Origin of the sequence: Ekhidna sp. (genome assembly GCF_039960695.1) — a bacterium.
Classification (GTDB): Bacteria; Bacteroidota; Bacteroidia; order Cytophagales; family Cyclobacteriaceae; genus Ekhidna.
Window position 1 is genome coordinate 242,251 of the sequence record NZ_JBDVKP010000011.1, and the last position, 22,290, is coordinate 264,540.

22 protein-coding genes are annotated in these 22,290 nt (G+C 39.0%); 16 read left to right on the plus strand and 6 right to left on the minus strand.

Annotation, left to right across the window (positions count from 1 at the left end):
- Nucleotides 1-38: 38 nt before the first annotated feature.
- A complete protein-coding gene (locus ABJG98_RS07610) occupies nucleotides 39-773 on the plus strand; it encodes a polyprenol monophosphomannose synthase (RefSeq protein ID WP_348278896.1) in 735 nt (244 codons plus the stop codon).
- Here the strand turns inward: ABJG98_RS07610 and ABJG98_RS07615 are convergent.
- Nucleotides 770-2,014 (minus strand): ABC transporter permease, encoded by a 1,245-nt coding sequence (locus ABJG98_RS07615; protein WP_348278897.1) that lies wholly within the window; start codon nucleotides 2,012-2,014, stop codon nucleotides 770-772. The genes ABJG98_RS07610 and ABJG98_RS07615 overlap by 4 nt on opposite strands.
- A 34-nt stretch (nucleotides 2,015-2,048) precedes the next feature.
- On the opposite strand from ABJG98_RS07615, the gene ABJG98_RS07620 reads away from it, so the two are divergent.
- Genes ABJG98_RS07620 through ABJG98_RS07650 form a run of 7 tightly spaced genes read left to right on the plus strand, consistent with a single transcriptional unit; the run spans nucleotide 2,049 to nucleotide 6,632 of the window.
- The gene (locus tag ABJG98_RS07620) at nucleotides 2,049-3,197 is read left to right on the plus strand and encodes a DUF1343 domain-containing protein (RefSeq protein WP_348278898.1); all 1,149 of its coding nucleotides are present in this window, start codon (nucleotides 2,049-2,051) and stop codon (nucleotides 3,195-3,197) included.
- Nucleotides 3,197-3,568 (plus strand): DoxX family protein, encoded by a 372-nt coding sequence (locus ABJG98_RS07625; RefSeq protein WP_348278899.1) that lies wholly within the window; start codon nucleotides 3,197-3,199, stop codon nucleotides 3,566-3,568. The genes ABJG98_RS07620 and ABJG98_RS07625 overlap by 1 nt, the downstream gene beginning before the upstream one ends.
- A gap of 17 nt (nucleotides 3,569-3,585) precedes the next feature.
- Complete coding sequence (locus tag ABJG98_RS07630) at nucleotides 3,586-4,500, plus strand: glutaminase (RefSeq protein WP_348278900.1); 915 nt, start codon at nucleotides 3,586-3,588, stop codon at nucleotides 4,498-4,500.
- A 10-nt stretch (nucleotides 4,501-4,510) separates the two neighbouring features.
- Nucleotides 4,511-5,380, plus strand: coding sequence for a pirin family protein (locus ABJG98_RS07635; RefSeq protein ID WP_348278901.1), 870 nt, complete (start codon nucleotides 4,511-4,513; stop codon nucleotides 5,378-5,380).
- An 11-nt stretch (nucleotides 5,381-5,391) separates the two neighbouring features.
- Nucleotides 5,392-5,760, plus strand: a complete 369-nt coding sequence (locus tag ABJG98_RS07640; RefSeq protein ID WP_348278902.1) for a VOC family protein — start codon at nucleotides 5,392-5,394, stop codon at nucleotides 5,758-5,760.
- A 2-nt stretch (nucleotides 5,761-5,762) separates the two neighbouring features.
- Complete coding sequence (locus ABJG98_RS07645; protein WP_348278903.1) at nucleotides 5,763-6,446, plus strand: hypothetical protein; 684 nt, start codon at nucleotides 5,763-5,765, stop codon at nucleotides 6,444-6,446.
- A gap of 6 nt (nucleotides 6,447-6,452) precedes the next feature.
- A complete protein-coding gene (locus tag ABJG98_RS07650; protein WP_348278904.1) occupies nucleotides 6,453-6,632 on the plus strand; it encodes a hypothetical protein in 180 nt (59 codons plus the stop codon).
- Nucleotides 6,633-6,639: 7 nt separating this feature from the next.
- On the opposite strand, the gene ABJG98_RS07655 is transcribed toward ABJG98_RS07650, so the two are convergent.
- Nucleotides 6,640-7,023, minus strand: coding sequence for a hypothetical protein (locus tag ABJG98_RS07655; RefSeq protein WP_348278905.1), 384 nt, complete (start codon nucleotides 7,021-7,023; stop codon nucleotides 6,640-6,642).
- 2 nt (nucleotides 7,024-7,025) lie between these two features.
- The gene (locus ABJG98_RS07660; protein ID WP_348278906.1) at nucleotides 7,026-7,958 is read right to left on the minus strand and encodes a DMT family transporter; all 933 of its coding nucleotides are present in this window, start codon (nucleotides 7,956-7,958) and stop codon (nucleotides 7,026-7,028) included.
- Between the two features lie 107 nt (nucleotides 7,959-8,065).
- Between ABJG98_RS07660 and ABJG98_RS07665 the strand changes: the two genes are divergently transcribed.
- Complete coding sequence (locus ABJG98_RS07665; protein WP_348278907.1) at nucleotides 8,066-8,971, plus strand: LysR family transcriptional regulator; 906 nt, start codon at nucleotides 8,066-8,068, stop codon at nucleotides 8,969-8,971.
- Here the strand turns inward: ABJG98_RS07665 and ABJG98_RS07670 are convergent.
- Nucleotides 8,968-9,828 (minus strand): oxidoreductase, encoded by an 861-nt coding sequence (locus tag ABJG98_RS07670; protein WP_348278908.1) that lies wholly within the window; start codon nucleotides 9,826-9,828, stop codon nucleotides 8,968-8,970. The two genes, ABJG98_RS07665 and ABJG98_RS07670, sit on opposite strands and share 4 nt — an antisense overlap.
- 281 nt (nucleotides 9,829-10,109) lie before the next feature.
- On the opposite strand from ABJG98_RS07670, the gene ABJG98_RS07675 reads away from it, so the two are divergent.
- The 6 genes from ABJG98_RS07675 (at nucleotide 10,110) to ABJG98_RS07700 (ending at nucleotide 18,208) form a co-directional block, all read left to right on the plus strand.
- Nucleotides 10,110-11,276: an aspartyl protease family protein gene (locus ABJG98_RS07675; protein WP_348278909.1), complete on the plus strand. Its 1,167-nt coding sequence runs from the start codon at nucleotides 10,110-10,112 to the stop codon at nucleotides 11,274-11,276.
- 27 nt (nucleotides 11,277-11,303) lie between these two features.
- Nucleotides 11,304-12,230: a methionyl-tRNA formyltransferase gene (gene fmt, locus ABJG98_RS07680; protein WP_348278910.1), complete on the plus strand. Its 927-nt coding sequence runs from the start codon at nucleotides 11,304-11,306 to the stop codon at nucleotides 12,228-12,230.
- Between the two features lie 208 nt (nucleotides 12,231-12,438).
- Complete coding sequence (locus ABJG98_RS07685; protein WP_348278911.1) at nucleotides 12,439-12,939, plus strand: dihydrofolate reductase; 501 nt, start codon at nucleotides 12,439-12,441, stop codon at nucleotides 12,937-12,939.
- Between the two features lie 7 nt (nucleotides 12,940-12,946).
- Nucleotides 12,947-13,348, plus strand: coding sequence for a hypothetical protein (locus ABJG98_RS07690; protein WP_348278912.1), 402 nt, complete (start codon nucleotides 12,947-12,949; stop codon nucleotides 13,346-13,348).
- Nucleotides 13,329-14,123, plus strand: a complete 795-nt coding sequence (locus ABJG98_RS07695) for an SDR family oxidoreductase (protein ID WP_348278913.1) — start codon at nucleotides 13,329-13,331, stop codon at nucleotides 14,121-14,123. The genes ABJG98_RS07690 and ABJG98_RS07695 overlap by 20 nt, the downstream gene beginning before the upstream one ends.
- Nucleotides 14,124-14,191: 68 nt before the next feature.
- On the plus strand, nucleotides 14,192-18,208 hold the full coding sequence (locus ABJG98_RS07700) for a S8 family serine peptidase (RefSeq protein ID WP_348278914.1): 4,017 nt from the start codon (nucleotides 14,192-14,194) through the stop codon (nucleotides 18,206-18,208).
- Here the strand turns inward: ABJG98_RS07700 and mtgA are convergent, their stop codons facing one another.
- Nucleotides 18,209-18,910, minus strand: coding sequence for a monofunctional biosynthetic peptidoglycan transglycosylase (mtgA, locus tag ABJG98_RS07705; protein WP_348278915.1), 702 nt, complete (start codon nucleotides 18,908-18,910; stop codon nucleotides 18,209-18,211).
- Between the two features lie 23 nt (nucleotides 18,911-18,933).
- Between mtgA and ABJG98_RS07710 the strand changes: the two genes are divergently transcribed.
- On the plus strand, nucleotides 18,934-21,642 hold the full coding sequence (locus ABJG98_RS07710; RefSeq protein ID WP_348278916.1) for a triple tyrosine motif-containing protein: 2,709 nt from the start codon (nucleotides 18,934-18,936) through the stop codon (nucleotides 21,640-21,642).
- Here ABJG98_RS07710 and ABJG98_RS07715 read toward each other — a convergent pair.
- The gene (locus ABJG98_RS07715; RefSeq protein ID WP_348278917.1) at nucleotides 21,613-22,173 is read right to left on the minus strand and encodes an EF-hand domain-containing protein; all 561 of its coding nucleotides are present in this window, start codon (nucleotides 22,171-22,173) and stop codon (nucleotides 21,613-21,615) included. The genes ABJG98_RS07710 and ABJG98_RS07715 overlap by 30 nt on opposite strands.
- Between the last annotated feature and the right edge of the window lie 117 nt (nucleotides 22,174-22,290).

The following is a 22,290-nucleotide window of genomic DNA, read 5'->3' on the forward strand; positions in this document are numbered from 1 at the left end:
TAAGTTCCTCTTAGTTTTGAAGAATTCAGAACACAATAATGTCTAAAAATCTTGTCGTCATACCTACCTACAATGAGTGCGAAAATATTCGTGACATCATCACCGTATCTCGAGTGATAACGCCTTCATTTGATGTCTTGGTGGTAGATGACGGCTCTCCTGACGGCACAGCAGATATCGTAAAGGAAGAAATGGAGAAAGCTCCAGATCGAATCTTCCTCATCGAGCGGGAAGGAAAGCTGGGGCTTGGTACTGCTTACATCACAGGATTTAAATGGGCGCTTGAAAATGGGTATGAATATATCTGTGAGATGGATGCAGATTTTTCTCATGATCCCAATGATCTCGTTCGACTTCATGAAGCTTGCGAAAATGGTGCTGATGTAGCTATCGGCAGCAGGTATGTCACAGGTGTAAATGTGGTGAACTGGCCAATGGGACGCGTTCTAATGAGCTATTTTGCAAGTTTTTACGTTCGTCTGATAACTGGAATGCCTTTCAGAGATAGCACTGCAGGTTTCAAATGTTATCACCGGCGGGTATTTGATAAACTAGATCTTAACAAAATTCATTTCATAGGATATGCTTTTCAAATAGAGATGAAGTTTAACGCCTGGAAACATGGATTTAAGATTGTGGAAGTTCCAATAATCTTTACCGACAGAACAAAAGGTGTTTCTAAAATGTCAAAAGGAATTTTCAAGGAAGCAATTTTTGGTGTTCTCCAAATGAAAATTAAAAGCTTGTTTCAGAAATACGAGCCTGCCACTTAATCGAATCTTATAGCTTTAACCGGCTGTACTCTTGATATTATAGCAACCGGAATCAATAGCGTAAGACCAATCAAAGTAAGTATAAGTAGGTTCAATCCAAGGATTGTAAGTGTGTCAATCACAATAGGGACGTGACTCATATAATAGTTTGCCTCATCAAGCGGAATCAGCTTAAAGTATTTCTGAATTAATCCAATGGAAAGACCAATCACATTGCCCCAAAAAAGTCCTTTTACAATCAATTGCAAGCCATTAAAAACAAAAATCTTTCTGATCAACTGATTAGATGCACCCACGGATTTCAATATTCCAATCATCTGTGTTCGCTCCATGATTAAGATCAAAAGAATTGAAATGATACTTGTCCCTGAAACGAACAAAATAATTGTAAGTAGAATTACTACGTTTCGATTCAGCAAATTCAGCCATTCAAAAATCTGAATGTATCGATCTGTAACTTTGTCAACGTAAAGGTCGATTCCCAGCGTATTAAAAAGCTCACTTTCAGCTTGATCCAACTTATCTAAATCAGAAATAAATACCTCTATACCGCCTGCCAATGAATCTGGCCAATTATTCATGCGTCGTACCAAATCCAAATCACCAATGATTATCTTTTCGTCAAATTCTTCAAGGCCTGTTTCATAGATTCCAGTCACTTGGAGTCGCCTGAATCTTGGGGGATTTTGAACAAAATAAACCAACACTTCATCGCCCACATCAAGCGCTAAATAATTAGAAACACGCTTACTTAATGCCACCTCAGTTGAATACTTAATAGAATAGACATTCGGAAATCGTCCCTTCACCATATGTTTATGAAAGCCCAACGTATCAAATGACTCATCTACGCCTTTAATAATTACACCTTGCACTTCTTCATCAGTTTTTAGCAAGGCCGCTTTCATTGCAAAGGGTTGGATTCGTTCGGTAAGCGGATAATTATTTAGGGTTTGAATGAGTGAATCGTCAACGATGATTGAACTTTCCTCAAACGATGTGGAAAGTGTGTATTTACTCACAATTAAATGCCCGCTAAAGCTGTATATTTTATCCTTTATCTCATTCTTGAATCCATAAAGCACCATAAATGAAATGATGAGAACCGCCAAGCCTAGGCCAATGCTCACCACAGCTACTCGATTGATAATGCTAGAAAAAGATCCAGATGCCTCTTTCGAAATTCGCTTTGATATAAAAAAGGGGAGATTCATCATTGCAATGCAAAATAGGGTTTTCAATCCTGTAAGAACAAGTTAACTTCGGGATTTAAATATGTTAAGACTTTTTTCACTTTGTATAATTGTTGCATTTGGATGCTCTAGCGAATCAGCAAATGATTCAACACAAATTCTGACCGGTGCAGATCAAACGGCCAGGTATGTTTCATTAATTAAAGGCAAGAGAGTTGGCCTCACCGTGAATCACAGCTCTCAAATTGCAGACACCCATCTGACAGACACCTTGCTTGAGCTAGGTATTGACATTGCAAAAGTGTTCACTCCGGAGCATGGTTTTACTGGAACAGTTAGTGATGGAGCCAAGGTTGAATACGACTCTTCACAAGCATCTTACACGCTTATTTCTCTGTATGGCAAAAACAAAAAGCCTACATCTGAGCAGCTCGACAATTTGGATGTGATGGTTTTCGACATTCAAGATGTTGGCGCTCGTTTTTATACCTACATCAGCACGATGTACTATGTGATGGAGGCATGTGCAAAAAACAATATTCCGCTTATTATTCTGGACCGACCAAACCCTAATGGCAGCTATGTAGACGGGCCAGTTTTGGATACTGCTTTTTCTTCTTTTGTAGGAATAGCTCCAATTCCACTTGTCCATGGAATGACCATAGGCGAATTAGCTCAAATGTTTAATGGTGAAGGCTGGCTGAATGATGGGGTTAAGTGTGATTTAAATGTAATTACGATCGCGAATTGGAATCATTCAAAACCTTATTCAGTTCCGATCAAACCTTCTCCTAACCTGCCCAACGATCTAAGTATCTCATTATACCCAAGTTTATGTCTATTCGAAGGCACAATTATGTCTGTTGGTCGCGGTACTGAGCACGCATTCCAGCAAATCGGTCATCCAGAATATCCTGAAGCTCAACACGCATTCACGCCAGCATCTAGAGAAGGAGCTAAATGGCCACCTTATGAAGATTTGATATGTTATGGGAGGTCGTGGATTGGTCAGGAGCCTACTTATGTCTTTTCTCTACAACCGCTGATTGATGCTTATCAAAAAATGGATCGTGGTGATTTTTTTAACGATTACTTCAAACGATTGGCCGGAACAGATCAACTTCGAAAACAAATTGAGTCGGGAATGACTGAGGATCAAATTCGTGAAAGTTGGGAAAACGAATTAGACCAATTCAAGCAACTGAGAGCTAAGTACTTATTGTATAAGTAATGGAAAAAAGAAACAAGATCATCTACTGGATTTCTACGGGCCTCTTAAGTTTATTAATGCTTACGTCCGCCAGCATGTACTTGGTTAAGACCTCCGAGATAATAAAAATTTTCATCTCGCTCGGATACAACGAACGGATCGTTATTCCGCTTGCTATCTTAAAAATTTTAGGCATCATCATCATTTGGACAAACCTCTCAAAAACATTGAAAGAATGGGCGTACTTTGGTTTTCTTTTAGATTTCATTCTTGCACTTGAAGGTCACCTTTCAACAAAAGATGGAGAACATTTAATAGCAGTCATCGCGCTTATTCTGTGGTCAATTTCTTATCTATACAATAAAAAAGTATTTGGTGAACTTAACAGTTAGCGAGCTCGCTTTTAATTATGGACTATCAAGGAATACTCGATCAGATTCAAGACAAAATAGACTGCAAGAAACTACCAGGCAATGTAGCTACCTATATTCCAGAATTGGCGAAAGTCTCCCCTAATAAATTTGGTATGCACTTGTGTAGTGTAATTGGAGATGACTTCTCTTTTGGAGATTCAACGGAGCGCTTTTCAATACAAAGTATATCTAAAGTCCTTTCACTCTCGCTGGCTTTGCTTTATGAAGATGAAAACCTCTGGAAAAGAGTTGATGTAGAACCATCAGGAGATCCATTCAATTCATTGGTTCAATTAGAATATGAAAATGGCATTCCCAGAAACCCGTTGATCAACTCAGGCGCTCTTGTGGTATGCGACACATTGATTTCCAACCTCAAGGATCCAAAAAAAGAATACATAGAATTTGTACGCAAAGTGGCAGGTAATCAAACCATTAACTATAATAAAAAGGTGGCAGAGTCAGAAAAGGAACAAGGATTTAATAATGCTGCAATGGTCAATTTGATGAAATCATATGGCAACATCCGAAATGATGTAAACGAAGTGCTTGACTTATACTTCTATTCTTGCTCCGTCAGTATGTCTTGCCAAGAGCTGGCAAATACATTCATGGTTTACGCAAATCACGGTTGTCTTCAAGAAACAGGAGAGCAAATTTTAAGCGTCAAACGAACCAAGCGTATCAATGCCTTGATGCAGACGTGTGGGTTTTATGATGAAGCAGGCGAGTTTTCGTTTAGGGTCGGTTTACCTGGAAAAAGTGGAGTTGGTGGAGGCATTGTAGCGATATATCCTAATATGTATAGCGTCGCTGTTTGGAGTCCGAAGCTCAACGAAAAAGGAAATTCAACAGCCGGTATGTCCGCTCTTGAGCTACTCACTGATATGACAGGATCTTCGATTTTTTAATAATTTATAAATGTCCAACACCGATTTGATCATAGAGGAAAGAAGTAGAGATATTGGAGACTTTCTTGTCGGCAGATTGATCCCATTTCGTAAGAAACGGATGGTTGGTCCATTCATTTTCATTGATCATATCGGCCCAACCACAATCAAACCCGGAACTTACCTTGACATAGACCAGCATCCGCATATCGGACTTTCTACCTTAACGTATTTATTTGAAGGAGAAATTCAGCATCAGGATAGTATTGGCACCAATAAGCATATCAAAGCTGGATCAGTAAACTGGATGACTGCAGGTAATGGTGTCACGCATACCGAACGAACACCAAAAGAGCTACGGCAAGGTCAACAATTAAGCATGCATGGTTATCAGATTTGGGTGGCTTTACCAAAAGATAAGGAAGAAATGCATCCAGAGTTTCACCATTTAGATGCTTCCGAACTTCCAAAATGGAATGATGGTGCTGCTTCGTTTAAGCTTATTGCAGGAAAAGGATATGGTAAAGAATCTCCCCTACCCGTGCATTGCCATCTATTTATGATTGAGATTGAAACAACTGACAATTACCCTTTAACAATAAAAGATCAATTGAAAGGTGAAATTGGCTTCTGCATCGTGGAAGGGAGTATCGATGCATGCAGTCAACTTATTGAAAAAGGAAACATGTTGATCTCCAAAGTTGAAGATGCGTGCGAGCTTACCATTAACTCTAATTCAAAAGTTCTGCTTTTTGGAGGTGAAGCCTTTCCAGAAGAGCGACATATTTTCTGGAATTTTGTATCTTCCGACAAGCAAAAAATTGAAGCTGCTAAAGAACGCTGGAGCAACAAGAACTTTCCAAAAGTTGCAAATGATGATACCTATATTCCCATACCTTAAACACTACAATTATGAGAGCAAATTGGTTTGAACTTCCCGTAAATGATATGGACAGAGCAAAGAAGTTTTATGCTTCCATTTTCGATATCCAAATGGCTGATAACATGGAAATGGGCAACTCAGTGATGTCCTTCTTCCCGTTTGAAACTGACGCTAGTGGAGCCACTGGCACACTTATGAAGCAGGAAAGCTACATTCCTTCTCATGAAGGAGCGCTGGTTTATTTTTCTGTGGATGAGATTAATGATGTGCTTCCAAATATCACTTCTGCCGGTGGGAAAATCTTAAACGAAAAGATGAGCATTGGTGAACATGGTTTTGTTGCACATTTTGAAGATTGCGAAGGAAACCGTGTTGCTTTACATCAACAAGCATCTTAAATATGAGTCAAGATCCCACCGAAAGCATAATTGAAATTCTTCTTAATAAGTCAACAGTAAAACAGAAGACTTATCGAAAGGTCTGCAAAGCATTCAAGCAGCTTGAGAAGGAAGCTCAACAGCTCATTGAAGTGCTTAGTGCAAAGACCATTGATCGGGATCAAGATGTTAAATTAAGCGTTGAGTCAATAAGCAAGCAAGAGTTTCATATTCGTGTTGCTGGCGATTTACTGGTGTTTGTCTTGCACACGAATATCATCACTTTGCCAGAGGATTACGAATACAACAAAAGTAGTTACGTCACAGACCAACCACTTCGCAAATACCTGGGTCAAATAAATGTATACAACTTCATGGCCGATTCATTTGAGTTTAATCGACTAAATGATCCCGGTTATCTACTAGCTCGCCTTTTGATAAACAGTGAAAACTATTTTATCGTTGAAGGTGATAGACAGGTTGGTTTTATGTTTAAGTCTGCCGCAGCCAAGGAGCTGAAAAATGTAGACTTGAATATTTTGATCAAACTTATCATTAGTCAGGCTGCAGAAAATGATCTTGTAGTACCGCCATTTCCCAATATCCGTAATATTACGGTTAGAGAGAAACTTGAAAAAACACAATCGCTGGGAGCTGGAAATAAAATTGGCTTTCAAATGAGCTACCAAAATGAAACTAAATCATAATTTAAAATGAGCACCATTCAATCCAATTTCGTCGGGATGACCATACTTGAAAGGTTAAAAGTAACCGGTCAGTATGGCGCATTTAAAGCCGCCTTAAAAAAAAATAAGGCTGCTGCAATAAAGATGTTGGAGTCATTGAATCTTGATCAAAAATCCATAGAAGGATTTTTGAAGTCAAAGTTTTAATAGCACTTCAATCTTTCTGACCCTTTTTTCCAAGAAGGATCAGACTTCTTATGTTCATCACTCCTGTGTAATTCAGCGAAACTTCCAATGATGTTTTAATCTTTGGAGTTAATGAATTATTGATTGTCAAGTAAATATTGAAATCCGATGATGGTGTGTGAGTGATGCCTATGTACCTTCTTTTTTCACACCTTTTTAGACACCAATCTGAAAAGCTTTCGCTGATCACACGATCATAAGTCGTCAGACGATTCAACACGAGTTCAAAAGCTTTATTCTCACTTGTACTTTGTCTCAAGTGGACAAAATCTGTACTAGGCTGTGCGCTTGCTAAGATGTAGTGAAGACTTAGCGCCAACATTAGGGCTAATTTTATACTTCCTATTTTCATTATTATCTGAATTTGGAGTACAATGCTGCATCTACATTTATTTTGAAGCCTCGCCGCTTAGTCTTCACTATTTTTTTAGTAGTTCTGATACCTAAAAGGATAAGTGATGCACCAAGAATCATCCAAATTGAGACCGTCTCACCCAGAAAAATGATACCCAAAATCACTCCATATATAGGCATCAGATAAGTGACTAAAGAAGCATAACCTGCACTGGATCTTTCGATCAGTTTGAAGTAAACAATGAAGGCAATGGCTGTCCCAAAGAATGCAAGTATGAGCAATGAGCTCAAGGCAGATTTACTTACTGCATCTAAACTAAATTCAGGATACATTATAAATGCCAACGGTACCAAATAGATGGAAACGGACAATAACTGAGCGGCAGGTGCTTTAAAGGAAGGTGAATTTGCAAAATGCTTACGGATATACGAAAGTCCAATCCCGTAGCTTATAGCTGCAGCCGTTATGGAAAGAATTCCCCAAGTGCTTCCCTCTACTCCTTGAATCATACTCGGCATTACTAATACAATCAATCCTATGAAGCCAAGGCCCACACCGAAAAGCTTTTGCCTGTTTAATCGTTCATCAGCTATAATAAAATGAGCAAAAATAATTGTGAATAGCGGCACCAATCCATTGAGAACTGATGCTAAAGAGCTATCTACATATTGTTCACCCCAGTTGATTAGTATAAAAGGGATTGCCTGCGCAAACAATCCAGCTATAAATGTCTTTTTCCAAAAACTTAAGTCAAAAGGCAACCGTTGGTTCCAAAAAATACGCAGGACATTAATTATGATTGCGGCAATACCAATTCGCAGTGCGGCAAGCATAACGGGAGGAATTTCCAATACAGCGATTTTTATAAATAGGAAGGATGGACCCCAAAGGCTAGCTAGTAAAATTAGGAGATGAACATTCTTGATTTTCATGATATAATGCGTTTAGTATTCCAAATTGAACGCTATTAAAAATCGAATGAACTATTAATTGGATGAATTGATTTTATCATTACAATTAATTTTACTAATATAGCCTTATGGAAATAAGACATCTTAAACTCATAAGGGAGGTAGCAGAAACCAAAAGTCTCACTAAGGCTAAGGATGCCCTATTTCTTTCACAATCAGCGTTAAGCCATCAGCTCAAAGAGATTGAAGGACAACTCGGTACGCAGCTTTTTCATCGAGTAAACAAGCAGCTGATCCTGACAAACGCTGGTAAAATGGTATTGGAATCTGCAGAGCGAATCCTAAAGGATCTGGAACGCACGGAGCTGTCCATTAAGAAGTATGTATCAGGAACTAGCGGAACACTTCGGCTAGCTACCCAATGCTACACGTGTTATCATTGGCTCCCATCATTGATGACGGACTTCAAGAAAGAATTTCCTAACGTTGAAATAGAAATATTCCACAACAATAATGCAGATGTTGAGGATCAGATTTTGGAAGGCGCCATTGATCTTGCGATCATCTATGAAAACTCCGAGCGATCAAATATTGCATATCATGAACTTTTCCGGGATGAGGTTTATGCGCTAGTACCCACTGGTCACCCATGGACAAAGAAGCCGTACGTAGAAGCAAAAGATTTTGAAAATCAGAACGTTATCATACATTCATATCCGCTTGAGTCGGTTTCACTTTTCTCTCAGGTATTAATCCCAGAAGGCATAAAGCCCAAACAAGTGATGCAAGTACAGGTGACTGAAGCAGTTGTAGAATTAGTAAAAGCAGGAATGGGCGTAAATGTAATGGCCAAATGGATTGTAGAGCCTTATCTTAAAGACAATCGACTGGCGCTCGTTCCCGTGACCAAGCGGGGGATTCATCGGACATGGAATGCTATAACCCTGTCTGATGAAAACAGTCCGCAGTATCTTCAAAATTTTGTTCAGCACCTGAGGTGTAACATTGGCGGACTGTGCTGCTGCGATAACTAGCCATCCATTTTGGCCAGTTCTTCTTCAGTGAAATCTGTAGGTCTTCCTAATTCCCTAAACTTATCAACTTCTTCCTTAAATTCTTGAAGGCGAATACCAACTCGCTTGTATGCCGGACCTCCCAATGGTAAATGGACTGGCGGGTTATCAAGTGTAGTTACTTCATACATTGCCCTGGCGGCACGAACTGGATCTCCTATTTGATTGCCACTTACTTCACGAATACTTTCCATGTTTTTGTTTGCAGTCTCGTTGTACTCAGCTATTGAGGATTCATTGTAAGTAGCTGACCTTCCCGCCCAATCTGTTCGAAATGGTCCAGGTTCAATGTTTGTGACCCTTATACCGAGGTGACGTGTTTCCGCAGCCAAAGCTTCTCCAATTCCTTCGAGTGCAAACTTGCTTCCGTTATAAATACCTACACCTGGAAAACCATTCAGTCCTGCTATCGAAGTGATATTCAGAATATTTCCACTTCGCTGCTTCCGCATAAAAGGAAGTGCCAGTTTCATCATGCGAACACATCCAAATACATTGACATCAAATTGACGTTGCATCTCTTTTTCAGAGGTTTCTTCAATTGGGCCAAGCGTTCCATAACCTGCATTATTTACAAGCACATCTAGCCGTCCATACTCTTTTTCAATAATTGAAGCAGTATTATCAATTGTTTCTTGCTTCTGTACGTCTAGAACCACTCCTTTCACTAAATCAGGATTTATGGCTTCCAAATCAGCGATTTGCTCTGTTTTTCTTACGGTTCCAACGGCAATTTCTCCGTTCTCTGCAACTATTTTCACCAACTCTCTTCCAAAACCTGTGGAACATCCGGTGATAAGCCAAACTCGTTTACTCATAGCTTCAATTATTTTGTCGGTCAACATCAAGAGATTAGAAATTGTTCACATCCCCAGCTATAACACTATGATGGTATTTTTCCTATCGTTATTTCTCAAGATCTCTTCAATAAAACCTGCATTTCTTCAAAGGTTAATGCAGATACGAAATGAAATTGAGGATTCAGACTTAGGATTAATAATCTGCTAAGTAATCTTTATTTGAGCATATTGTAATCATTTTACAAGCTTTGTCAACTAAACTTTTTAACTTCATCCGGTCATTTCAAAACAACCATGTCATGAAGAAACTAACCTACTTACTATCACTTGCTTTTGCACTCAATACTTTTGCCCAAGCACCTATTACAAGTATACCTTTCGAACTTTTCGGAGATCACATCATCATTAAAGTCAGTGTGGATGATTCAGAACCACTTGATTTCATATTTGATACTGGCTCAGGGTACACCGTAATAGATGATGATGTAGCCAAAAAATTAAACCTTACTGGGAAAGAAATAGAAATGAATCAGGCATCTTCAGCCTGGCATTTGCTAAAGCACAATACGATCGCGATCAATCACTTTTTGATGGAAAAAAATACCAAGGTGTATTCTACAGATCTTGATCATCTGGAGATAAGTTTAGGGATGGATCTTGATGGTATCATTGGATATGACCTCTTAAGACATCATTCCATCTATGTAAATTTCGACACAATGGTGATCAATATCTACGATCACAGCAATTCACCAAAAAGAGGAGACGCGATCCCGTTTACACTTCATGTGTCTATTCCTGTGATTAAAGGCACTGTTGTTTTAAACAATGATGAACCACATAATGGAACTTTCTTTGTCATGACTGGCGCAGGTACCACTTTAGATTTTAATTCCCCATATGCGAAACAATGGGATGTGATAAACAAAACCGGAAAGCACTACTCATACTTAGTCAAAGGATTGGGTGATTATGAAACACCTCATTATGAAGGACATGTAAAGTCATTCAAATTTGGAAATCAGACGATTGAAGACCTACCGATTGGAATAAGTGCTGCCGAATCAGGCATTCAGGCAGACAAAAAAGTATCAGGTATTATCGGCTCACAAATTTTGAGAATGTACAATTTTACACTCGATTATGGCACAAAAATGCTTTACCTGGAAAAAGACCATACGTACGATGCAAACTTCAAAGTTAATTGCAGTGGAATAGACGTCCAATTATCAAAAAGTAATGACAAGGTTTTAATCCATCAGGTTTTTGAAGATAGTCCAGCAGCTGAAGCAGGCATCAAAGTAGATAGTGAATTGATCAAAATCAATGGGAAAACCATGCAGGAGATTAATCTTGCAGAGGTTAAGAAAATGTTGAAAATGGAAGGAGAAACTGTTGATTTGGTTGTGAAACAAGATGGAGCAGAAAAATCATTCTCTCTTAAACTCAGATCTCTTATAGATTAGTTTAAGGTTTGGTTTCTTTGCATCTATATGAGCAAAGATCTTCGAATAATATTTCTTGGTACACCTGATTTTGCTGCTGCAAGTTTAAAAAAGCTTTTGGAGAATCAAGTGCGTGTGGTTGCAGTAATTACAGCTCCGGACAAGCCCAAAGGCAGAGGTAAAAAACTTGGCATATCTGCGGTCAAGGAATATGCACTTGAAGCCCGGCTACCCGTATTGCAACCGACTAATTTGAAGTCCCCAGAATTTCTGAAGGAGCTGAAAGACTATAAGGCTGATCTACAAATTGTAGTTGCCTTTCGCATGCTTCCTACTGCGGTCTGGGACATGCCTCGTTTAGGCACTTTCAACTTGCATGCCTCACTTCTCCCCCAATATCGGGGTGCTGCTCCAATCAACTGGGCAATTATGAATGGTGAAACGGAAACAGGCATAACCACATTTTTTTTAAAGCATGAAATTGATACAGGAGAAATCATATTTCAAGAGAGTGAGCCAATTCACCCGACAGATAATGTTGGAAGTCTCTACATAAGACTCATGAAAAAAGGGGCCGACTTAGTCCTGAAAACTGTTCAGGCAATCGCCAAAGATGATTATCCACAGCTTCCACAAGCAACTAATCAGGAGCTAAATTCAGCTCCTAAGATTTTCAAAGAAGATTGTCAGATCGACTGGGAACAATCATCAAATGATATATATAACTTCATAAGAGGGCTCTCGCCATATCCAGCAGCATGGTCAGAACTGCAGGGCAAAACGGTTAAAATATATGAAGTGAGTAAATCCGAAATTGGCACTAATAAACCTTCAGGTGAATTCTACTCCGATGGCAAAAGCTATTTGCGTGTAAACACAAAGAGCGGCACACTTAATATTTTGGACCTTCAGCTGGAAGGTAAGAGAAGAATGCCCGTTCAAGATTTTCTGCGTGGTTATCAGTTTACTGATTAGAGCCTTCTTTTTCTGAGTACCATTGCCATGGCCAACTCAGCGGGCCAATCAAAATAGACCAACTGATCCAGTCCCTGTAGTCATTGTCCTTCACACATGAAATAAAAATATTCCCGACAATAGAAATGAAAATGAAAAGGGTTAGCACTATAAACATCGCCATGATTAATTTTAATCTAATTACGAGGCAACAAGCAAAAGTGGATTTATGATCATTTCAATGATAGCAGCAATGGGAAGTAACCGAGTGATTGGAAAGGATAACGATATTCCTTGGCACCTCCCTGATGACTTTAAGTACTTTAAAGATACCACCAAAGGTCATCATGTGATAATGGGTAGAAAAAACTGGGAATCACTTCCCGACTCTTTTCAACCGCTACCAGGTAGAACAAATATTATAATAACGAGACAAGCTGATTATATAGCAAAAGGAGAAAAAGTCGTTGAATCATTAGAAAATGCGTTAGAAATAGCCAAGCAAAATGGGGAAACGGAAGCGTTTATAATTGGTGGTGGCGAGATTTACAGGATGGGACTTGAATACGCTGATCAAATCTACCTTACAGAGATCAATGAAGCTTTTAGTGGTCAGGTCACCTTTCCAGTCTTCAATAAATCAGAGTGGATAGAAACTTCAAGAAAACAACACCCTTCGGACGATAGACACAAATATTCATTTGATTTCGTTGTATATTCTAAAAAATAATAAGCACATGGACATTCAATCACACAAAAGAACCTTAGGAATCATACACCTCGTATATGGTTCACTCATTGCAGTCGCATTCATCTTTATTGGCAGTTTCATCACTATGTTATTCCCTTTCATCGCTGAAGAAATAGCTAATGACGTTGGCAATGATGCTGAGGATATCTTACTATTTGTAGAATCTATCATTCGTACCATATTTATTCTTCTTCTTGTTTTTTCCGCGCTACCATCCATTATCGCTGGAATAGGATTACTTCAAAATCGAAACTGGGGGATCATTATCGCATTAATAGCAGGATGTGTTTCAATTTTTAGTTTTCCATTTGGCACTGCTGTCGGAGTATACAGTATTTACGTATTTGTAGAAAACAATAAATCGAAGAATGACCAAAATAAAGAATAGTGTAGTTTGGCTTACAGGTGCTAGCTCAGGCATTGGTGAACAACTAGCCTATCAGCTTGCTGAAAAAGGTGCTAAACTCATTATCTCTGCTCGCAGGCAAGAAGAACTAGATCGAGTCAGCTCGAGTTGCGAGTCAGAAACTGTAGCAACATTAACCTTAGATTTAGAGGACAGCTTCTCGCTTAAACAACGTGCTAAAGAAGCCAATACAATTTTCGGTGACGTAGACATATTGATCAATAATGGAGGAATTAGTCAAAGAGACACCATTTTAAATACCAGTTTAAAGGTTGATAGAAGACTGATGGAAGTCAACTATTTTGGATCGATAACATTAACGAAAAAATTGCTACCCAGAATGGTTGAGCGCAAGAAGGGGCATCATGTCATAGTAACTTCCACAGTAGGTATTATAAATACACCATTCAGATCAGGATATGGAGCATCTAAACATGCCTTACATGGATTCTATGATGCGCTACGAGCGGAGCATCATACAGACAACATAAAGGTTACCATTGTACTGCCAGGATATATTAAGACTAACATATCCTACAATGCGCTTGTTGGTGATGGTAGCCAGCAAAACAAAATGGATCCTGGACAAGAAAAAGGAATGTCACCAAAAAAGTGTGCCCGATTGATTATTAAAGCAATCGAATCAAACAGACAGCAGGTATATATTGGAGGATTGAAAGAGAAAATGGGAATCTATTTGAAAAGATTCTGGCCAAAAGCAGCAGCGAAGGCTATAAGGAAATTGAGAGTGACTTAGTGAAACGTTTTTTTTACATACTTATGTTTTCGGTTTTAGGGTTTGTCTGTTATGGACAAACACCTAAAATGCTTCTAGCCACAGATTTTAATAATCAGCTCGATGATCAGTGGATTTATGTGAAATACAAAGACGGCTCTTCGCTTAATCTGAAGCAATCAGCTAAAAAACTCACCCTAAAAAAATCAATTCTCTCCAATGTGTTAAAACTGAAAGTTCCAAAAGGGATGGACCCGATAAGTTTTTGCAATGAGCTGAGACGAACATCACCAGACCTAGTTTATGCTGATCCAATCGTTCATTATTCTCCTCTATTCACACCGTCTGATGCATTAATTTCTAATCAATTTTACCTAGACAATATCAAAGTTTACGATGCTTGGGACATAACAAAAGGTGATGATGATATCACTATTGGAATTATAGATTCTGGAATTGATCTGGATCATGAAGACATTGTGACCAATCTATGGATAAACGCTGATGATCCAATAGATGGAACAGACAATGACGATAATGGCTACATAGACGACTACTATGGATATGATTTCGCTGATATTGATACTGACCCTTCCATTCAAAATGGCAATCATGGAATGATTGTGGCAGGAATTGCGGGAGCTACGACCAATAATACAATTGGAATTGCAGGCGTTGGATACAACACTAAAGTTGCTGCATTGAAAGGGTTCAAATCTGCCAACGGGCAAAGTGGTGGGTTATATGATGCGATCATTTATGCAGCTGAAAATGGATTCGATGTGGTGAACCTCTCGTGGGGAAGGATGGGACAACCGCTCCAATCTGAACAAGATATAATCAACTACGCAGCACTGGATCACAATTTAGTTTTGGTGGCTGCTGCAGGAAATGAAGGTGGAAAAACGACGGAAGAGAATAAGTGGTATCCTGCAAGCTATGATAATGTGCTCTCTGTAGGTGCTACGGACGAAAATGATAACAAATCTTCTGGTTCTTCTTTTAATCATTCGGTAGATCTAGTTGCTCCCGGCGTCTCTATGTACTCCACGGTTAATGGCAATGGATATACCAATGGAGGACCCGGAACATCTTATGCATCACCGCAGGTAGCAGCCGCTGCTGCGCTGGTTAAAGATCAATATCCTACGCTATCCGCAGTTCAGATCATGGAACGCGTTAGAGTCACTGCCGATGATATCTATGACATTGGAAGTAATTCCGTGTATGAAGGTAAATTGGGAAAAGGAAGACTTAATGTTCTACGAGCAGTCAGTGAATCAAACATTAAATCTCTTCGGGCAGAAAACCCCTCTCTTACTTCCAGCTTCGGAGAAAGTGTCTTTTTTGGCGATACTGTTCAGGTGACTGCTACACTCACGAATCATCTGACAGCTATCAACTCTCCGATGATTACAATTTCATCACCCAATAACGATTTCACTATCTCAAATGGTAGCTTTCAACCTGGATATATGAGTACGCTAGATACAAGACAAATTTCTTTTGATGTGTTATTAGATGAAAATATTGTTCCTGAGACTGATATTGAAATTCGTCTTGACTATTCATCAACCGGCTATAATGACTTTCAGTTTCTCGAGGTGACAACCTCGCCTGATTATGCAAACTTCGGAAATAATAACCTATCCTTAACAATCAGTGGAGATGGTGATTTAGGTTTTAATACATATGATCCGTTCGAAGGTTCTGGGTTCAGATATCAACTAGATACGTTGATGACTTACACTGGACTTCTATTGGCCACCAACTCCTCCGAAGTTTCTGATAATATCATAGCCAACTATAGCAGTAATGCACGCAATCAGGATTTTGTGGTCAAACAGTTTTACAAGCTATATCATCATCAGGCAGCTGATCATTTTGGATATTCAGAATTTACGGACATCAACAGACCTCTTATAATTGAGCAGTCCAATATGACCTGGGAAAATGAGGACTATCTTATCATCAGATATCGAATTGTCAACAATTCAGCCTCACCTATAACTAACCTATCGTTTGGCATCTTCGCAGATTGGGATTTAGAGGATAAAACAACAAATTATGCAGCGTATGACGCAGTTGATCATTACATGTTTACTCGTAATGCCAGTGGTAATTTATTTACCGGTATACAAGTAATCGGTGGAAATGCATATGAGTACAGTGCGCTTGATATGGCAGCCTTTAATGGTAATATCCAAGATATAAATAGCATCTTCAGTGACGCAGATAAGTTTGAATTCTTGGTTAATCAAGAAATTCTAATTGCTGGGAGCTCTGGAGCTGGAAACGATGTATCCACGATCAATGGAGTTACAATCAACCAGTTAGACGCATATTCAGAGGAATTCATCAATGTGATTTACGCAGTTTCAAATTCTCAAATCAATCTTGAGACAGCATTAAACAATGCCCAAAATCAACTAAATGCAATTCTACTCAAACCAAGAGTACTTGAAACGTTTTCGGTGTGCGCTGGATCCACTCTATCCATTGACCCAAGTGACGGAGTGATGTATGAGTTTTACGAGGACGCTTTGGCGCAGAACTTAATAACAACTGCAACAAGTCTTAACCCAGGAATAATCAACAAAGACACGCTATTCTATGTGAAAAATATCGACAACAATTATCCATCAGATGTTTTCGAAATAAGAGTAAAATTGTTCAATGATATCGCTGATTTCGAGATGTCAACAGACACCTTATACTTGGATAACCCGACTACAAATGTGGTTCAATTCATAGATATGAGTCTGGAGCCTATTTCGTGGAGTTGGGATTTCGATCAAGGCACTTCTTCTTCGATTCAAAACCCCACACTTTCCTTTTCAGAGCCTGGTACTTACTCCATTACACTTGAGGTTGAAAATGCCCTGGGATGCATAGATGAAGTGATTAAAGAGCTGGTTGTAGCCAACCGTCCGTCTACACCTACACTTGCAGATATTGTCATTTGCCCTGGAGAAGATGCTATTATTGAAGAGCCATCCGCTGAAAAAATACACCTTTACACCTTCGAAGGTAGCTCTTCGCCTGCTGCTAGCGGAACAAGTATAACCCTTCAATCCATCGATTTTGATACTACCGTTTTTGTAAGTGGTATTTATGGTTCGTTTGAGAGTTCAAAAGTTCCTTTGACTATTGACGTACTAGAAGTGCCTGGTCAAATTAAGCATAGCCCTGATACCACATCGGGAAATCATCAAATTTTCATAGAAGCCGTTGATATAGCTGACGAATCTGTTGTCGCATGGACAGTGAACGGATCACCTGCAGGCACTACAAATACTATTTCTGTCGCAGCAGAAGAAGGTTTACTTGATGTAACACTTGATATCACAAGCTCAGATGCTTGCATAATAACCCTGCAAAAACAACTATTGATAAGTACCTCTCCGTACGCCTCACATGATGATCTCAATTCTTGTTTTGGTGAAGAGGTGGAAATCCAACCTGGAAATGGTACCTACTTTGGCTTTTACGAAGATCCAGAGTTGATCACGCTTATCAAGAAAGGCACAAAATTGCGTACAAACGCATATAGTCAAGTCTACGTTGTTAATTTGGACGACGGTCTGCCTGGGTTACCTATTGAAGTCAATATTACTGATCAAACATTCACTTTCGATATTTTCCACACGGTTTCTGAAATAGGCCAAAAGAACAAAGTAGATTTATCGGTAGCAACTGAAGATGAATTAGAAAGCTATATGTGGTATATCAACGGGTTGCTAACTGAGACTTCATCTCAGCCTACATTCTTTTTGGACCATGAACGTTATGAAATTGTACTAGTAGTAACTGGCACCTCCGGGTGCCAAAGTACTGATACCCTCGTGTTGGACTTCATCCCTCCATTGGCCTTAGAGGATGATAATAATTTCAACATCTATCCGAATCCTTCAGAAGGAAGGATCAACATTGAGTCGAATGATCCAATTAAGGAACTCAGGTTATATAGCATGGATGGCAAGAAAATATTAAGCGTAGCTACTCCAGAAGAAGTCATTGATCTTACACATCTGCAACGTGGACTGTATATTTTGAAGGCAAAAATTGGAAATGAGACTTATGAGAAGCATTTGCTCTTGAGGTAATTATTGAACCATCTTTTTTACAAACTCCCGATCATAGGTCATTTCATAACCCCAATACCACATTTGCTTTTTTATCCATTCCACTCGTCTTTGAACGTATGGACCGGGAGCCTTTGCTGAATACCTTTTGGGGCTTGGAAGAATGGCGGCCAATCTAGCTGCTTGTGTGACATTTAAATCTGCGGCTGATTTATTGAAATATATCTGAGAGGCTGCTTCTGCACCAAAAATTCCATCACCCAATTCGGCGACATTGAGGTATACTTCCATGATCTTTTCTTTGCTCCATACCATCTCAATAAGAAGTGTAAAGTACAACTCACTAGCTTTTCGGATCCATGTTCGATCGGGCCAGAGAAAAACGTTCTTAGCTACCTGCTGCGTAATTGTACTTGCCCCTCGCACGTTTCCACCACGCCTGTTTGCCTCTTCAGCTTTCTTTATCGATCGAAAATCCAACCCTTGATGCAGCAAGAAATACTGATCTTCTGCACACATAACAGCAAGTTGTAGTCTTCCTGATATATCTTCCAGATCCCGCCATTCGTATTTGACTTCTTTTGACTTTCCTTCCAAAAGCATCAGCTTAGTAATTGGGATTGGTATCATTGAATAAATAATTACCCAAACCAATGCGAGCACATTGAACAGCAATACAAAGCCTGCTACTGATTTGATAATATAGTTTATGACCTTTTTCAATTTACTTCGATTAATTTCGGAGCATGAGACATTCACTCGCCGCCTTTTTTTGTCTTGTCATATCAATAACCATTGCACAAAAGGGTGACTTTCTACTGACTCATCACTTTCCCCGACATTCTAATATAGATAATTCGAACTTCGAAATCACGAGCGACAGCTATGGAAGGCTATGTATTGCGAATCGTTCTGGTGTATTGAAATACGACGGTGAGGCATGGGATTTTTACAAAACACCATCAGCTGCCCTATCCATTGCGGTTGATTCTACTGATGTAGTATATGTCGGCTGCATAGGTAGTATTGGGATGATTGACTTTCATAATCGGAAAATCCAATACAAACCTATTTTAGCAAATGACACACTTGATGATTTATTTCTAGAGACGCGATACCTGAGAGGTAAGGTTTATTTTATGGGGAGTAATAATCTCGTTGTTTATGATATAGCAAAGAGAGAGACCATCCGTCATCACGGGCAGTTCATCAATATTTATGAGTTAGATCATGAAATGTTGGTAAACACGGAAGATAAAACCTACATAATCAATGATTCCTTAACAGTAATTAATCCAGCTAAAAAAGTAGCCTATTCCAGCAGAAGGGCAGGCAAACCAGATTTAGCGGTCGGTTTTGATCAACAGATTTATATCTATCAAGATTTTGAATTTAAAAAGCTACAGCAGAACAGATCCCTTGAAGAAATGGGGGTAGAAGTAAAAGAGATTCAATGGCTAAATGACTCTCTTTTTGTTTGTGCGACCTACGAGAATGGTTTGATCTTATTTAATGAGCGCGATTCCGAATATGCAGAAGTAACTGACTATTATGCGGGTCTTCCTGACAATGAAGTCTACACCATACATACTGACAACTCCAACGGTATCTGGGCAGCACATCAATTTGGAATTACCCAAGTGGCTCCTCTGTTCCCAGCGTATAGCTATTCCCACTTCTTGGGACTTAATGGCAACCTGACCAGTGTTTCTAACTATGGTGATGATCTTTGGGTTACCACGAGTCTTGGTTTATTCTACTTCGATAGCGATACGCTATTTGAAAATAAAGTATACTATGAAGTGCAGCGAAAAAATAAGAAAGCTGCCAGGAAACCAGCTCCAAAACCCGAGGAAGAAAAGCCTTTATTGAAACGCCTATTTGGAAAGAAAAGTCGTGCTGAAAGTTCGGATCAGAATAAAAAGAAGAAAGGATTGTTCAATGCCATTGCAGACATATTTGATGATGACAAGAATGTAGAGAGCATAAAGGGTAAGCGAGACAAGAATGCAAAGTACGTACGGCGTGTAAGGAAGGTTCCATTAGATATTAGCTACACATTCAGACAAGTAAATGGAGCTAATGGCAAGTTTATTTCAGTCATACCCTATAAAAACAAACTGCTTGGAGTAAGTACCACTGGAATCTATGAATTGACTAAGGAAGGCGCTCAAATTATTATTCCCGAAAGTGTTAGATCTTTTATGGTGAACAGTCAAGATCAACTAGTCATTAGCACATCAAATTTAGAAATAAAGCTATACCATCTTGACGAAGAGATTTGGATTGAACAAAATAGCACTGCAATGAATGACATCATCGTGAGTATGCGCGAAGATGACTTGGGAAATATGTGGATGGCTGGTTCAGGATCTATTTATAAAACAACTTCAACGGATTCCACATTTAGTATTGATGAGAAGTTTCAATTAAACAACATATTTCTTGATGAAGTAAATATTCTTAATAGAAATGACACCCTTTACTTCATTAATTCTCAGGGTTACTTTTACTATGATCCTTCTTCAAATAAAGTAGCTGAAAATATAGATTTGAAAATGGGTATTGGTCAGCCTATTCATCACCTTTTTGATCCAGTGGAGAAAGGGGTTTGGGTGTTTAATGGCAAAGTGTGGTCTCATCTTAAGCAAGATGGTTCAATCGAGACGTTGGAGTATCTTGGCCTTTTCCCGGATCTTCGAGCTATTTCCGTTGATCAATCCTCGAATCAGCTTTGGTTAGTCACACAGAACAACGATATCTTAAAGTATGATCCGTCTAAAAAAGGTGGAATGGAAACATTTGATTTTTTCTTAAAACGCGTTTCAAACGAAAGTGGGGACCTGAATCAATCCGAAAAATTTACTTTGAGCTATGATGAAAATTTCTTAAGCATTGAACTTTCTAAACCTGATTTCTTGGGATTACTGAACCCGGAATTTCAATACAAACTTGAAGGTCTTCATAACGATTGGTCGGATTGGACGAGAAGCAAATCCATAGACTTTAGCTTTTTACCTGAGGGGAGCTACGCACTAAATGTAAGAGCCCGAGATGCATTTGGAAGAATTGAGCAGGAAGAAGTTCTGTATTTTTCAGTTAAACCACCTTATTGGCAAACACCCTGGTTTTACGCCATTCAGATACTCTTTTTTGGTGGACTGGTGTATTTCTCCACCAAGCTAAATCAGGACAGTTCAAAAAACAGGTTGTTGAGAAGTGGGCTGACTCTTTTAACGTTGGTATTGATTATTGAATTCCTACAAAGCGCGATAGGATCACTCTTTAGCTTTAAGAGTACACCAGTAGTTGATTTCTTACTCGATGCTTCAATCGCTTTTATGATTTTCCCGCTTGAGCGACTGCTCAGAGAACTAATGACAAAAGGCAAAGTGAAAGTGAAGATCAATACGGATAATATTCCGCTAGTCGGAAAGGACACCTCGTCCGAATAGCCAATTTCCGGGAGCATCAGGATCTTCGCTTCTGAAAAACTCTTTTACCGCACTTATCAGCTCACCACGACTGATCAAATCATCATGATTACGATCTAACTTCCTGAAAGATTTCGCAGCAAACCGAACCTCTATGCGATAGCCAACCAATAAATCGATGTACTCATCCAGATCTATATATCCATCGTTATCAGCATCAAAATTGTCAAAAATTTCGCCAACGAATTCATCTACATATTCGCTAAAAATAGCCTCATCACCATTAACAATCACCTGCTCTGCAAAATGTAACCAATGATCCCAATTAGCCTTTCCGGTATTATTGTTTACAAAAAGATTGAACTGATTCCACTCTTCTTCAAATCGTGTCAGAATCTGATCATATTTCTCTTCGCCCTCCTTAATTCGCCATAAAATGCAGAGATTTTCGGCAATACCAATAAAGTCTTCCTTTTCTATAATTCCATTGCGGTCATAGTCGAGAACATAGAAAAAACGTTCTAATTTATCAATCTGTAGTTCAGTGAGCATAATGATGAATTTATGCGAAAATAAATAATCCTCCAATTATACAGTTTCTTGTGAGTCTTAGCTAACAATTGATTGCGATTAATGTCTCGCCTTCACTTGTAAATCTTATTTTTGAGG

Bases quoted from the DNA above. Each gene is read 5' to 3' on its own strand.
- ABJG98_RS07610 (WP_348278896.1), top strand. From the start codon at position 39: ATGTCTAAAAATCTTGTCGTCATACCTACCTACAATGAGTGCGAAAAT.
- ABJG98_RS07620 (WP_348278898.1), top strand. From the start codon at position 2,049: ATGTTAAGACTTTTTTCACTTTGTATAATTGTTGCATTTGGATGCTCT.
- ABJG98_RS07625 (WP_348278899.1), top strand. From the start codon at position 3,197: ATGGAAAAAAGAAACAAGATCATCTACTGGATTTCTACGGGCCTCTTA.
- ABJG98_RS07630 (WP_348278900.1), top strand. From the start codon at position 3,586: ATGGACTATCAAGGAATACTCGATCAGATTCAAGACAAAATAGACTGC.
- ABJG98_RS07635 (WP_348278901.1), top strand. From the start codon at position 4,511: ATGTCCAACACCGATTTGATCATAGAGGAAAGAAGTAGAGATATTGGA.
- ABJG98_RS07640 (WP_348278902.1), top strand. From the start codon at position 5,392: ATGAGAGCAAATTGGTTTGAACTTCCCGTAAATGATATGGACAGAGCA.
- ABJG98_RS07645 (WP_348278903.1), top strand. From the start codon at position 5,763: ATGAGTCAAGATCCCACCGAAAGCATAATTGAAATTCTTCTTAATAAG.
- ABJG98_RS07650 (WP_348278904.1), top strand. From the start codon at position 6,453: ATGAGCACCATTCAATCCAATTTCGTCGGGATGACCATACTTGAAAGG.
- ABJG98_RS07655 (WP_348278905.1), bottom strand. From the start codon at position 7,023: ATGAAAATAGGAAGTATAAAATTAGCCCTAATGTTGGCGCTAAGTCTT.
- ABJG98_RS07660 (WP_348278906.1), bottom strand. From the start codon at position 7,958: ATGAAAATCAAGAATGTTCATCTCCTAATTTTACTAGCTAGCCTTTGG.
- ABJG98_RS07665 (WP_348278907.1), top strand. From the start codon at position 8,066: ATGGAAATAAGACATCTTAAACTCATAAGGGAGGTAGCAGAAACCAAA.
- ABJG98_RS07670 (WP_348278908.1), bottom strand. From the start codon at position 9,828: ATGAGTAAACGAGTTTGGCTTATCACCGGATGTTCCACAGGTTTTGGA.
- ABJG98_RS07675 (WP_348278909.1), top strand. From the start codon at position 10,110: ATGAAGAAACTAACCTACTTACTATCACTTGCTTTTGCACTCAATACT.
- fmt (WP_348278910.1), top strand. From the start codon at position 11,304: ATGAGCAAAGATCTTCGAATAATATTTCTTGGTACACCTGATTTTGCT.
- ABJG98_RS07685 (WP_348278911.1), top strand. From the start codon at position 12,439: ATGATCATTTCAATGATAGCAGCAATGGGAAGTAACCGAGTGATTGGA.
- ABJG98_RS07690 (WP_348278912.1), top strand. From the start codon at position 12,947: ATGGACATTCAATCACACAAAAGAACCTTAGGAATCATACACCTCGTA.
- ABJG98_RS07695 (WP_348278913.1), top strand. From the start codon at position 13,329: ATGACCAAAATAAAGAATAGTGTAGTTTGGCTTACAGGTGCTAGCTCA.
- ABJG98_RS07700 (WP_348278914.1), top strand. From the start codon at position 14,192: ATGCTTCTAGCCACAGATTTTAATAATCAGCTCGATGATCAGTGGATT.
- ABJG98_RS07710 (WP_348278916.1), top strand. From the start codon at position 18,934: ATGAGACATTCACTCGCCGCCTTTTTTTGTCTTGTCATATCAATAACC.
- ABJG98_RS07715 (WP_348278917.1), bottom strand. From the start codon at position 22,173: ATGCTCACTGAACTACAGATTGATAAATTAGAACGTTTTTTCTATGTT.